This is a genomic window from Streptomyces sp. CAI-85, from assembly GCF_013363615.1.
In the GTDB taxonomy this organism is placed as follows: Bacteria; Actinomycetota; Actinomycetes; order Streptomycetales; family Streptomycetaceae; genus Streptomyces; species Streptomyces antibioticus_B.
Genome location: NZ_JAANNX010000008.1, coordinates 189,281 through 202,425 on the forward strand (window position 1 = coordinate 189,281; position 13,145 = coordinate 202,425).

The window sequence follows — 13,145 nt, forward strand, 5'->3', positions numbered from 1 at the left end:
GGCGGACAAGCAGGAACATGGGTCGGGTAGAGGATGGAGCGATGGATTCTGCGCGTGAGGCTTCCGAGGCCCCGGCGGCCGCGGCGCCCCGCGATCTCCTCGACGCGTCCAGCGACGCGGCGGCGGTCGTCTCCGGCGACGGCGTCGTGACCGGCTGGACGCGGGGCGCCGAGGCACTGCTCGGCCTCCCGGCGTCGCAGGTGGTCGGCGGCTCCGCGGCGGCGCTGGTGGCGACGCCCGCCGACCCGGCCCGGGTGGCCGGTGTCGCGGAGCGCTGCCGTGCCGGCATGGGGTGGAGCGGCCTGGTCTCCCTGCGGCACCAGGACGGCCGTACGGTCGACGTGGATCTGCGGGTCTCGGCGTCCTTCCGGATCGGCGAGGACGAGGTCTTCCTGCTGTCGGCCCGCCCGCAGCGCCGGCACTGGACGGTCGGCCAGTCGGTCCTCGACGGCTTTCTGACCCGCTCCCCGGTGGGTATGGCGGTGCTGGACCTGGAGCTGCGGTACGTCTGGCTCAACGACACGCTGGAACGTTTCGGCGGGGTGCCCCGGGAACAGCGGCTCGGCCACCGGCTGAGCGAGCTGCTGCCCGGCCTCCAGGCGGTCGCCATCGAGAGCCTGATGCGCAAGGTCCTGGAGACCGGCGTTCCGCTGACCGACTACGAGTACGTGGGGTGGAGCTGGGCCGATCCGCACCGCAGACACGCCTACTCGACGTCGTTCTTCCCGCTGACGGGCGCGGACGACACCGTCACCGGCATCTGCTACATGGTGCTGGACGTCACCGAGCGCTGGACCGCCCGCCACCTCCTGGCGATGGTCAACGAGGCCGGGACCAGCATCGGCACCACCCTGGACGTGCTGCGCACCGCTCAGGAGCTGGCCGACTTCGCCGTGCCCCGGTTCGCGGACTTCGTCGTCGTGGACCTGCTGGAGCCGGTGCTCAGCACCGAGGGCCACGGCGCCTGGCTGCCGGACGCGGGACCGGCGCCCGCCTGGCCGGTGATGCGGCGCGCGGGGATGAGTTCGGTGCGCGAGGGCTGCCCGGAGGCGGTGGCCCGGGTCGGCGACCGGGTGGACTTCCGCCCGCCCCCGCCGCACGACGCGCATCTGCTGGGCGACGGCGATCCGATCCTGGTGCCGGTCCTCGACCCGGCGGACGAGCTGTGGGCCCGGCAGGAGCCGGAGCGGGCGGCGACCATCCGGGAGTTCGGACTGCACTCCCTGGTCGCGGTGCCGATGCGGGCCCGCGACACCACCCTGGGCCTCGCCACCTTCATCCGGTCCCTCAACCCCGTCTCCTTCCAGCCCGACGACGTCCTGCTGGCCCGCGAGCTGGTGGCGCGGGCGGCGCTGTGCGTGGACAACGCCCGCCGCTACACCCGGGAGCACACCGCGGCCGTCACCCTCCAGCGCAGTCTGCTGCCGCACGCCCTGACCGGGGGCACCGCGCTGGAGGTGGCCTCCGCCTACCGGCCCGCCGACGCCACGGACGGGGTCGGCGGCGACTGGTTCGACGTGATCCCGCTGTCCGGGGCACGGGTCGGCCTGGTCGTCGGCGACGTCGTGGGGCACGGCATCGCCGCCGCCGCGACCATGGGCCGGCTGCGCACCGCCGTGCAGACCCTCGCCGACATGGAACTGCCCCCCGACGAGCTGCTGGCCCACCTCGACGACCTGGTGCTCCGGCTGAGCGCGGAGAGCGCCGACGACGGCACGGCCCGCCAGAGCACCACCGCGGTCCTCGGCGCGACCTGCCTGTACGCCGTCTACGACCCGGTCACCCGGCGCTGCACGATGGCGCGGGCCGGTCATCCGCCGCCCGTCGTGGTGGCGCCCGACGGCCGGGTGACGTTCCCGGAGCCGCCGCCGGGGCCCCCGCTCGGGCTCGGCGGCATGGCCTTCGAGTCCACCGAGATCGAGCTGGCCGAGAACAGCCTGTTCGGGCTCTACACCGACGGGCTGATCGAGGGCACCGACCGGGACATGGAGGCCGGTATGGCCCGGCTGGGGGAGCTGCTGGCCGGCACCGCCGACGATCTGACGTCCCTGTGCGGTTCGGTGGTGGACCGGCTGGTGCCGGTGCCGCAGCCCGACGACATCGCCCTGCTCCTGGCCCGCACCCGCGCGCTCGGCGCCGACCACGTCGCGTCCTGGGAGGTGCCGGCCGACCCGGCGGCCGTGGCCGAGGCCCGGGCCCGCGCGACCCGTCAGGTGACGGACTGGGGGCTGGGGGAGCTGGCCATGACCTCGGAGCTGATCGTCAGCGAGCTGGTCACCAACGCGATCCGCTACGCCGAGGGCCCCATCCGGCTACGGCTGATCCGGGACGCCCGGCTGACCTGCGAGGTCGCCGACGCCAGCAGTACGGCGCCCCGGCTGCGGCACGCCCGCAGCACGGACGAGGGCGGCCGGGGCCTGTTCCTGGTGGCCCAGCTCTCGCACCGCTGGGGCGCCCGGTACACCGGCGAAGGGAAGGTCATCTGGTCCGAGCAGGACATCCCGTGAACCGGGGGGGCGCGTCAGCGGAACAGGCGGGCGCGTCAGTAGTTGTCCCACTCGTGCTGCACGTACTCCAGCACCGCGGGATCCATCAGCGTGCTCGGCCGGACGTCCTCGCGGCGGCGGTCGACGGGGAACACCGCGGCCGCCCGCAGCACGTCCGCGTCGAGATAGCGCAGCTCGGGCGCGTCCGCCGCGAGCCGCGGCCGCGGGGGCGGCCCGGAGCCCGGGGTGGCGAGGACGAAGCCCCAGTTGCCGAAGCTCGGCACGTCGACCTGGAACTCGCTCGTCGTGTAGCCCGCCGCCTCGACGGTCGCGGCGATCGACCAGAACGTCTTCGGCGCGAAGAACGGCGACCCGCTCTGCACCATCACCTGGCTGCGCGGCGTCAGCACCTGCCCGAGCAGGTGGTAGAACTCCACCGAGTACAGCTTGGCCAGCGCCGCCGTGTCGGGGTCGGGGAAGTCGATGACGACCGCGTCGTACCGCTCCCGGGCGCCGCGCAGCCAGGTGAACGCGTCGGCGTTCACCACCTCGACCCGGGGGTCGGTGAGCGAGGCGTGGTTCAGCTTTCGCAGCGGCGTGAAGTCACGGGCGAGGCCGGTCATCGCCGGGTCCAGCTCGACCAGGGTGACCCGCTCGACGTCGTCGTAGCGCAGCACCTCGCGCAGCGCGAGCCCGTCGCCGCCGCCCATGATCAGCACATGGGAACGGTCGCCCGACAAGGCCGGGTGGACCAGCGACTCGTGGTAGCGGTACTCGTCGACGGAGCTGAACTGGAGGTCGCCGTTGAGGAAGAGCCGCATGTCCGGCTCACCGGTGAAGGCGGTGGAGCGGGTGACCACGATCTCCTGGTACGGCGTCGTCTCGGCGTGCACGATCGGGTCCCGGTAGAGCTGCTGACGGGCCGTCACCTCCAGCTCGCCGGCGAGCGCGTACGCCGTTCCGAGCACCCCCAGCACCGCCGTGACCGTCGCCAGCAGACCGAGCTGGACCCGGCGTCTGGTCTGCCGCCGGAAGATGACGACCACCACCACGACCCCGGCCACCGCGTTGACCGCGCCCACCACCAGCGCGCCCTTGAGCTGACCGAACGTCGGCAGGAGCAGCAGCGGGAAGCAGAGCCCGCCGACCAGCGCGCCGATGTAGTCGACGGCGAACATGTCGGCGACCGCGCTGCCCGCCTCCTGACGGCGGATCCGCTGGAGGAGGGTCATCAGCAGCGGGATCTCGGCGCCGATCAGCAGTCCGACCAGCAGCGTGATCACGATCATCACCGGGGTGTAGACCCGCAGCCAGGCGAACGCCGCGTACAGCACCAGCACCGACAGCCCGCCGACCAGCGCCAGCGCCGCCTCCACCAGGGCGAACGCGCCCACCGCGCGGCGGCGCAGCGGTTTCGCGGCGAGCGAGCCGAGCCCCATCGCGAAGACCATCACCGAGATGACCACGGAGGTCTGGAGCACGGAGTTGCCGATGAGGTAACTGCCCAGCGCGGTGAGCGCCAGCTCGTACACCAGACCGCAGGCCGCGCACAGGAACACGGAGAACAGCAGGAGGACCCGCGCCCCCCGGGAGTGCCGGGGGGCCGGGGCGGGGGTGGGCGGCGCGGTGTCGCGGCCCCGCTCGGCGACGGTGGTCATGGGGTGCCGGCTAGGAGAGCGCCGCGCCGACCATGACCGCGGTGCCCAGGTACATGGCGGCCTGGACCCAGGCGCCGGGGTGCGGACGGCCGTCCTGGTCGTCGAGGACGACGGCGCCCATCTGGCCCGGCGTGAGCAGGCCGATGACTATGCCGACGACGGTCATCACCAGGACCCCGGCCAGCCCGTACAGCAGGGTGCTCACCAGGCCGTAGCCGAGGCCCTGTTCGGACTCGCTGGCGCGGATCGCCGCCATGATGACCAGGCCCACGGAGACGGACTGGCTGCCCAGCAGCACGGCGGCGCCGCGGTTGCGGTCCGTCCAGACCACGTGGAAGAGCTTGCCGGGCGTGACCAGGTCGAGGGCGAGGAAGCCGGCGGCCATCACCACGAGGCCCACGACTCCGTAGAGCAGGGCCTGGCCGGTCGACTCGAGGATCTCGGTCACTGCGTTGCCTTTCTTCAGGTCTTCGGGGCGTGCTCGGGGCTGCTCTTCAGGTGTGCGGGGGAGGGGAGTCGCTACTTGCCCTCGCCGGGCCCGCCGCCGCGGAAGCTGTCGCTGTCCGGGCCGGGCCAGTTGTAGAGGTACTGGCTGTGGCGGCGGTAGCCGGAGCGGTAGTCCTCTATCTCGATCAGGCTGCCGGCGCCGGACGGCGAGACGGTGACCAGGTCGTCGCCGTAGCGCAGGAACTCCATGCTGTCGCCGCTGGCGCGGTCGAGCGCGTGGCGGTGGCCGTGGATGGCGTCGGCGACCACGATCGGATTGCTGTCCGGGTCCAGCCAGCCCACCCCCTGGGACCGGTAGGTGTCCCCGATCCAGCCGCGCGGGACCCCGTCGTCCCCGTCGGAGGAGCAGGCGGTGAGCAGGGCCGCGGTCAGCACGGCCGTCACCGCCGCGCGCGTCAGTCGGGAACCGTTCATCGGGCCTCCAGCCGGGTGTGCGTGGATACGATCTGGCCGTGCTGCGGATAGGTGTGCCAGGTGCGCCAGACCAGCCCGCCGCCGGACGGTCCGTCGGCCGCCTCGACGACCACCGCCGTCACCGCCTCCGGCGAGCCCGGGAAGATCCCGCACAGGCTGTCCGGGCTGGCGTCCACCAGGGCGAGCACCGAGGCCACCTCGGCGCTGAACGCCGCGGGCTCCAGACGCCGCGTCTCGGCGCTGAAGTCGTAGGTCCAGCCGGGCGGTTCGCTGCGGTGGGCGGCGGGCAGACCCCGGTCGGTCTCGCGCAGACACGCGACGGTCTCCCGCACCGGTCCCACGAAGACCTGGTGGGAGGCACCGAGCAGACGCAGCCGTACGTCGATGCCGCCGACGGTGACCGCGCGTTCGGCGAGGGCGGGGCGTTCGGGCAGGTCCAGCGAGAAGCAGAGCTGATCCGCGTCCGTGTCCAGGTATGGGGCGCCCAAAGAAATGGCATGCATGTGGACTCCCCCGGTCGGATCTTGCTATAAGCGGCGCCGAGTATGGCACATCAGACACGTGAAACTTAAAACGGCCGGGCCCGCGTCCAGCCGAGCAGCACCAGCGAACACAGGGCCGCGACCGCGCACCACGTGGAGACGAACTCCGTTCGCCACAGCGCCCAGCAGGCCACCGCACCCGTCCCGGCCAGCACCCCGAGCAGTGTCAGCCGCCGGTCGCCGGAGAGCAGCAACGCGCCCACGGTGGCCAGCAGATAGCCCGCGACGAGCACCGCCGGGTGGGGCAGGTCGACGGCGTAGCCGACCGTACGGCCGCGGATCTCGGCCGTCACCGGCCCGGTCGCCAGCCGGTACGCCAGCACCGCGGCCGTCCCGGCGCCGACGGTGAGCGGCAGCAGCAGCCGGGTCCTGGCGTCGGGCGGGGCGGCGCACCACACCCCGAGCGGCACCCACACCGCGAGCAGCGGCAGCGCGATCACCGCCCAGGCGAGGGTGGCGGGCCCGCTTCCGCCGCCGCCGTGCCAGACGACGGCCTCGACGATCTGATGGGCGCCGAGGAGCAGCGGCAGCGCGGCCAGCGGCAGTGTCCTGGGGTCGCGCACCCGCGCCACACAGGCCACCCCGACGGCCGAGATGCCGACACCGGCCACCAGATCGGCCGTCGCGCTCCAGCACATCACGCCCCCTCGAAGGCCAGGACGACAGGTCGGGACAGCACGTCGGGACGGCAGCTCAGGCCCGCCCGTGCGCCTCCTGGTTGCGGCGGGACACCGCGTCGATCATCACCGCGGCGAACAGCACCCCGCCCGTGATCACGAACTGGGCGGCCGGAGGCGTGTCCGTGATCGCCATGCCGGAGGCGATGGACTGGATGACCAGGATGCCGAGCACCGCCGACCAGGTCGTCCCGCGCCCGCCGAACAGACTCGTGCCGCCGATCACGGCCGCCGCGATCGCGTTGATCAGCAGCACCCCGGTGCCCGAGGTCTGGCTGACCGACGTGATGCGGGAGGCGAGGAACAGTCCGCCGATCGCGGCCATGGTGCCCGACACCGCGAACACCGCCGTCTGCACCCGGACCACATGGAGACTGGCCCGCCGCGCCGCCTCCTTGCTGCCGCCGAGGGCGTACACCTGGCGTCCGTAGTGCGTCCGGCGCAGCAGGACGTCGAGGCCGGCCACCAGCACCAGGAAGATCAGCAGGGCCAGCGGCAGCCCCTGGAAGCGGTTGAGCAGGAAGGCGATGCCGAACGCGAGGACGGCGATGCCGCCGGCGCGCACCAGGATGTACGTGAGCGAGCGGTGCGGCATGCCGGCGGCCCTGCGCCGCCGTCGGTCCAGGTCGGTCACGACGAACACCGACCCCGCGGCGAGGGCGGCCAGCCCGTAGCCGACGGCGTCGGGGAAGTAGTAGCTGGTGAGCTGGGAGACCAGCCCGTTCTCGTCGAGGTTGACGGTGCCGGTGCTGCCGAGGATGGCGAGCATGCACCCGTTCCAGGTGAGCAGCCCGGCGAGGGTCACCACGAAGGCGGGCACCCGGGAGCGGGCGATGGAGTAGCCCTGCACGATGCCGGTCGCGGTGCCGGCGAGCACCGCGACGATCAGCGCCAGCCATTCGGGCGCGCCGTTGTCGACGTTGAGCACGGCGAAGACGGCCGCGGCCAGGCCGCTGATCGAGCCGACGGACAGGTCCAGCTCGCCGAGCAGCAGCACGAAGACGATCCCGACCGCGATCATCCCGGTGCCGACGATGTCCACGCTGAGGTTGGAGAGGTTGCGCGGCGAGAGGAAGTTCGCGTTGAGGGACTGGAAGGTGATCCAGACGATCGCGAGCACCAGCACGACGGGCAGCGAGCCCAGTTCCCCGGCCCGCACCTTGCGCCGTACGGCGGTGCCCCCGGCGCGGGCGGCGCGGGCCAGGGCCGCCCGGCCGCCGGCCCGCGGAGCGGGGGTGCCGGAGCCGTCGCCCCGGGCGGGAGTGCCGGCCGCCGGGGTCCGGGCCTCCTGGCGCATGTCCTTCACCACGTCGACTCCCGGGTGGCGGGCCGGCGCGGCACGTTCTCCGTGGCGCCGGTGACGGAGGAGATGATCTGTTCCTGGGACGCGGTGTTCACGTCGAAGAAGCCGTTGTTGCGGCCGAGCCGCAGCACCGCTGCCCGGTCCGCGAGCGCCTTGACGTCCCCCATGCTGTGGCTGATCAGCAGGACGCCCATGCCGCGGTCGCGGAGCCGGTCGACGATGTCGAGGATCTCGGCGGTCTGCTCGAAGCCCAGCGCCGCGGTCGGCTCGTCCAGGAGCAGTACCCGGGGCTCGCCGAGCAGAGAGCGGGCGATGGCGACCGTCTGGCGCTGGCCGCTGGAGAGCGCGGCGACCGGGCCGCGCAGGTCGGGGACGTGCCGGGTGAGGCGCTCCAGGAGTTCCCGGGAGCGCCGTTCCATCTCCATCTCGTCCAGGAAGCCGTACCGGCGGATCTCGCGGCCGAGGAACAGATTGCCGACGACGTCGAGGTTGCCGCACAGGGCGAGGTCCTGGAAGACGGTGGCGATGCCGAGGTCCCGGGCGTCGTGCGGGCGCCGGATCTGGACCGCCCGGCCCTGCCACTCGATGACGCCCTTCTCGGCGGGCGCCACCCCGGAGATCACCTTGATCAGGGTGGACTTGCCGGCCCCGTTGTCCCCGAGGAGAGCGACGACCTGCCCGGAGTGGATCTCCAGCTCGATGTCGGTGAGGACCTCGACGACGCCGTAGCGTTTGCACACGCCACGCAGCGCCAGCAGGGGCGGCTCCGGCACGGCGACCACTCTCCTTACCTAAGGGTCCGGAACGGCCGGAACCGTCAGATCAGCCCGGCCCGGACGCAGTCGGCCTCGAGCTGGGGGGTGCAGATCTGCGCCACGGTGTACACACCGTCCTTGACGACGGTGTCCGCGATGGTGTCCGCGGTCACGGAGACCGGGGTGAGCAGCACGGCCGGGACGGGCTCCCCGCCGCGCGGCCGCACCTCGTCCGTGGCCTTCTCGTGCAGGTCCTCCCCGCGGGCCGCCGCCACCGCCATGGTCGCCGCGGCGGCGGCCTCCGGCTCGAAGGGCTTCAGCACGGTCATGTACTGCTCGCCCGCCACGATCCGCCGTACGGCGCCCAGTTCGGCGTCCTGTCCGGTGACCGGGGGCAGCGGCTCGACCTTGTTCGCCTTCAGGGAGGTGATGCTCCCGGCGGCCAGCGCGTCGTTGGCCGCGTACACCCCGTCGATGGCCTCCGGGCCCAGGGCGGCGATCGCGGCGGACATGTTCATGTTGGCGACCTCGGCCCGCCACTGGAGGGTGTCGTACGCCTTGCCGATCCGTACTTTCCCGTCGAGCACGGACAGCGCCCCCTCCTTGAAGGCCACCGCGTTGGGGTCGCTCGGATCGCCGTTCATCATCACGATCTGCGCGCCGGGCACCGCGTCGCCCATCGCCGTCAGCAGGGCCCGGCCCTGGAGTCTGCCGACCTCGCGGCCGTCGAAGGAGACGTATCCGGAGATCGGCCCCTCGGAGAGCCGGTCGTAGGAGATGACGGGGATGCCGGCGTCCCGGGCCTCGCGGACCGACGGGCCGAGGGAGCGGGCGTCCACGGGCGCCAGCAGGATCGCGTCGACCCCCTTGGTGATCATGGAGTCCATCTGGCCCTGCTGGAGCGCCACCTCGCCCTTGGCGTTGGCGTACTCCACCACGCAGGTGGGGCACTCCTCCTCGATCCTGCTGGTGAGCAGCGGCCGGTCCTGGTGCTCCCAGCGGGCCGTGATGGCGTCCGGCAGCAGAATGCCGATCCGCGGCCGGCCCCCGTTGTCGGGGTCGCTGTCACCGCCGCCGGAACCGCAGGCCGCCAGGGCGACGGCCGTGGCGACCGCGATCACGGCCACGGCCGTGTCCCGTAGGGAGCCCTTCATGTGATCCCAGCCGTAGACGACAATAGGGTGGATACGCTGCGATATGTCCGGTTGATTCTTATATGCGATTCTGGTGGCTGGTTGCCCCGATCTCAACCTGTCGGAGGCTGCGGCGGGGACGGGAGGTACGGTGCGGACTTGCCTCGATCGGGCCCTGACCTTCGTCGGAGTCACCCGGGCAGCGGTCTATGTCCCCGACGCCGCGCACACCGAGCTGCGGCTGGTGGACAGCGTCGGCTTCCCGCCCGACGGCCGCCCCTGGCTCTCCGACCGGCTCGCCGTCTCGGGCGACGAGCCCGCCGCCCAGGCGTTCCGGGCCGACCGGCCGCTGTGGCGGAACACCGGCGGCGCCCTGGGCGCGCTGCCGCTCGACACCGAGGGCCGCCGGCTGGGCTGCCTGGTGGTCACCGGCGACCTCGCCGACGGCTTCCAGGCCGAACAGCGCCGCTTCCTGGAGCGCTACGCCGACGCCGTCGCCTTCCTGCTGCGGCACGGCACCCCGGCCGCGCCCGCCGCGCTGCTCGGCCCCGCCCTGCGCAGCCTGCGCGTCGGCTCCTTCGTCCTGACCCCCGACACCGGCGTCACCGAGGCCGACGACACCCTGCTCGACCTGGTCGGCATCACCCCCGACGACTTCGACGGCAAGGCCGACACCCTGCTCGCCCACGCCCTCCCCGAGGACATGCACGCCCTGATGTCGGTCCTGGAGCCCGCCGCCGACACCTCCGGCCGCCGCGAACTGGAGTTCCGGGTGCGCGGCCCGACCGGCGAGATGCGCTGGCTGAGCCTGAGCTGCCGCTCCGAACCGGCCGTCGACGGCCTGGGCGAACGCGTCGTCGGCGTGATCACGGCGACCCCGGTGCTGCGCCGGGGCGCCGACGACGTCGCCCGCATCCAGTGGCTGACCGCCGCCCTGGACGACGCCACGACCGTCCAGGAGGTCGGCCGGGTGGTCGTCGCCGCCCTGCGTGAACCGCTCGGCGCCGCCCGGGTGGCGCTCGCCAATCTCCAGGACGACCGGATGATGGTCGCCGTCCTCGATCCGCCGCAGCCCGCCGCCTGGCCGGCCGTCTGGCGGGCCGAATGGCGCACCGAATGGCCCGACGCCCCGGTCCGCCTCCTGCCCACCCTCCAGGAGGCCCTGCGCGACGGCCGGATGGACCTGTGGCCGGCCGGCACCGAACTCGAACCCGGCCTCGCCGGCATCGGCCCCGGCGGCCTCGCCGTCCTGCCGCTGCCCGCCAAGGGCCGGATCACCGGCATCTGCCTGGTCGGCTGGGACGAACCGCACGCCTTCGCCCCCGAGGAACGCTCCCTGCTCACCGCCACCGCCGCCCTGGTCGGCCAGGCGCTCCAGCGCGCCCACGCGCACGACGCCGAGCAGGAACTCGCCACCATGCTCCAGCGCAGCCTGCTGCCCCGCCGGCTGCCCGAACTGCCCGGCGGCACCGCCGTCGCCCGCTATCTGCCCGCCCGCCGCGGCCTCCAGGTGGGCGGCGACTGGTACGACGTCATCGCCCTCTCCGAGGAACGCGTCGCCCTCGTCATCGGGGACGTGCAGGGACACAGCGCCGCCGCCGCCACGATCATGGGCCAGATGCGCACCGCCGTGCGCGCCTACGCCATGGAGGGCCACCCGCCCGACGTCGTCGTCTCGCACGCCAACCGGCTCCTCGTCAGCATGGAGACCGACCTCTTCGCGACCTGCTGCTACGCCGAACTGGACATGGAGGAGGGCAACACCCTCCTGGTGCGCGCCGGCCACCTCGCCCCGCTGCTGCGCGCCCCCGACGGCACCGTCGAGGAGGTGGAGGTCGCGGGCGGCCCCCCGCTCGGCATCCTCGCCGAGGCCGACTTCCCGATGACCGCCGTCGCCCTGACCCCCGGCACGGTCCTCGCCCTGGTCACCGACGGCCTGGTCGAGGCGTCCGACCTGCCCGTCGACGAGGGGATGCGGCGCACCGGCGCCGCGCTCGCCGCCGCCGACCCCGCCCATCCGGGCCGGATGGCCGACGCCCTGCTCGGCGACGGCACCCGCCGCGAGGACGACGTGGCGCTGCTGCTCATGCGCTACGACGGCATGCGGATCAAACCGATCAGAGCCGGCTGGATGGTGTGGCGGCTGCCCGACGCCGTGATGCACGCCCGCCGCTTCACCGCGCGCACCCTGCGCCGCTGGAAGGTCGAGGAGGCGATCGACCCCGCGCTCCTGGTCGTCTCCGAACTCGTCACCAACGCCCTGGTGCACACCCAGGGCCCGGTCCAGGTCGATCTGACCCTGCGCGGCGACCGGGTGCGGATCGCCGTCAGCGACGCCTCGCCGCGCGCCCCCGCCAAGCCCGTCATCGTGGACTGGGAGTCGACCGGCGGCCGCGGCCTGCTGCTGGTGGAAGCCATGTCGGACGCCTTCGGCACGGTCCCGGTGGCCGGCGGCAAGCAGGTGTGGAGCGAGATCACCGTGCCGGGCCACGCCCCGGACGACACGGCCGGCCCGGCCGACCTGGCGGGCACGGCCCTGGGGCGCGGGGGAGGCGGCCCGCCATGAGCATCGGGACCCGCGCCCGGCATCTGGTCGCCCTGTTCCTCGCGGCCGTCCTGACCGTCTGCCTGGCCTCCTGCGGCGACGGCGGCGCCCGCAGCGAACGGGGCTTCACCGTCGGCCTGCTGCTGCCGAGCCGCTCCCTGCCCCGCTGGGAGAACGCCGACAAACCGCTGATCGAGGAGCAGCTCAAGGCCCGCTGCCCCGCCTGCACCCTGACCTACGCCAACGCCGAGAACGACGCGGCCCGCCAGCGCCAGCAGCTCATCTCCATGATCACCAAGGGGGCCCGGGTGCTGATCGTGGACGCCGCCGACACCAAGGCCCTGCGCTCCTCGATCTACGAGGCCCACCGCGCGGGCGTCCCCGTGGTCGCCTACGACCGGCTCGCCGAGGGCCCGATCGCCGGATACATCGGCTTCGACGGCGCCCAGGTCGGCCGGCTCCAGGGCCAGGCGCTGCTGAACGCCCTCGGCGACGAGGCCGAGGACGCCAGCGTCGTCATGATGAACGGCGACCCGACCAGCCCCAACGCCGCCTGGTACCGCGAGGGCGCGCTGTCCGTCCTGCGCGGCCGGGTCGACATCGCCCGCTCCTACGACACCCCCGGCTGGAACACCCAGGAGGCGCACACCAACATGGTCGCCGCCCTCGCCGCGCTGGGCCCCGAGGGGATCGACGCCGTCTACGCGGCCAACGACGCGATCGCCGCCGGGGTGATCTCCGCCCTCAAGAGCGCCGGCGTCCGCAAGATGCCGCCGATCACCGGGCAGGACGCCGACCTGGACGCCGTACGGCGCATCGTCAAGGGCGAGCAGTACATGACCGTCTACAAGGCGTTCCGGGACGAGGCCGCCTCGGCCGTCGCCATGGCCGTCGCGCTGGGCCGCGGCGAGGACCCCGGCGGCAGCCCCACCACCATCGACAGCCCCACCACCCGCGACATCCCCGCCGTCCTGCTCAGCCCGACCTCGATCACCGTGGACGACATCGGGCCCGTCCTCGTCGACGGCGGTGTCTACCCGCTCTCCCGGATCTGCGTCCCGCGCCTGCGCGAAGCCTGCGCCGCCGCCGGACTCACCGGCTGAGCACGGGCGGGGGCCGGAGGGG

11 protein-coding genes are annotated in these 13,145 nt (G+C 73.4%); 3 read left to right on the forward strand and 8 right to left on the reverse strand.

The genetic code is table 11. The features are described 5' to 3' along the window. Positions 1-41: 41 nt before the first annotated feature. Positions 42-2,507, forward strand: a complete 2,466-nt coding sequence (locus G6W55_RS13655) for a SpoIIE family protein phosphatase (RefSeq protein ID WP_175521083.1) — start codon at positions 42-44, stop codon at positions 2,505-2,507. 35 nt (positions 2,508-2,542) lie between these two features. Here G6W55_RS13655 and G6W55_RS13660 read toward each other — a convergent pair whose 3' ends face one another. The 8 genes from G6W55_RS13660 to G6W55_RS13695 form a co-directional block, all read right to left on the reverse strand. Beyond that, positions 2,543-4,144, reverse strand: coding sequence for a polyamine aminopropyltransferase (locus tag G6W55_RS13660; protein ID WP_175521084.1), 1,602 nt, complete (start codon positions 4,142-4,144; stop codon positions 2,543-2,545). Positions 4,145-4,154: 10 nt separating this feature from the next. Then, positions 4,155-4,592: a DUF350 domain-containing protein gene (locus tag G6W55_RS13665; protein ID WP_175521085.1), complete on the reverse strand. Its 438-nt coding sequence runs from the start codon at positions 4,590-4,592 to the stop codon at positions 4,155-4,157. A gap of 71 nt (positions 4,593-4,663) precedes the next feature. Then, entirely contained in the window at positions 4,664-5,065 is a 402-nt protein-coding gene (locus G6W55_RS13670; RefSeq protein WP_175521086.1) for a DUF4247 domain-containing protein, read from the reverse strand. Then, entirely contained in the window at positions 5,062-5,568 is a 507-nt protein-coding gene (locus G6W55_RS13675) for a DUF2617 family protein (RefSeq protein ID WP_175521087.1), read from the reverse strand. The genes G6W55_RS13670 and G6W55_RS13675 overlap by 4 nt, the downstream gene beginning before the upstream one ends. Positions 5,569-5,633: 65 nt before the next feature. After that, the gene (locus tag G6W55_RS13680) at positions 5,634-6,245 is read right to left on the reverse strand and encodes a DUF6629 family protein (RefSeq protein ID WP_175521088.1); all 612 of its coding nucleotides are present in this window, start codon (positions 6,243-6,245) and stop codon (positions 5,634-5,636) included. A gap of 55 nt (positions 6,246-6,300) precedes the next feature. After that, the gene (locus tag G6W55_RS13685; RefSeq protein WP_175521128.1) at positions 6,301-7,581 is read right to left on the reverse strand and encodes a sugar ABC transporter permease; all 1,281 of its coding nucleotides are present in this window, start codon (positions 7,579-7,581) and stop codon (positions 6,301-6,303) included. Positions 7,582-7,586: 5 nt separating this feature from the next. Next, the gene (locus G6W55_RS13690) at positions 7,587-8,360 is read right to left on the reverse strand and encodes an ATP-binding cassette domain-containing protein (RefSeq protein WP_175521089.1); all 774 of its coding nucleotides are present in this window, start codon (positions 8,358-8,360) and stop codon (positions 7,587-7,589) included. 44 nt (positions 8,361-8,404) lie between these two features. Beyond that, on the reverse strand, positions 8,405-9,496 hold the full coding sequence (locus G6W55_RS13695) for a sugar ABC transporter substrate-binding protein (protein WP_175521090.1): 1,092 nt from the start codon (positions 9,494-9,496) through the stop codon (positions 8,405-8,407). A gap of 130 nt (positions 9,497-9,626) precedes the next feature. Here G6W55_RS13695 and G6W55_RS13700 point away from each other — a divergent pair, with 130 nt between their 5' ends. Both G6W55_RS13700 and G6W55_RS13705 read left to right on the forward strand, forming a co-directional pair. Next, entirely contained in the window at positions 9,627-12,041 is a 2,415-nt protein-coding gene (locus G6W55_RS13700; RefSeq protein ID WP_175521091.1) for a SpoIIE family protein phosphatase, read from the forward strand. Further along, the gene (locus tag G6W55_RS13705) at positions 12,038-13,123 is read left to right on the forward strand and encodes a sugar ABC transporter substrate-binding protein (RefSeq protein WP_175521092.1); all 1,086 of its coding nucleotides are present in this window, start codon (positions 12,038-12,040) and stop codon (positions 13,121-13,123) included. The genes G6W55_RS13700 and G6W55_RS13705 overlap by 4 nt, the downstream gene beginning before the upstream one ends. The last annotated feature ends 22 nt before the right edge of the window (positions 13,124-13,145 follow it).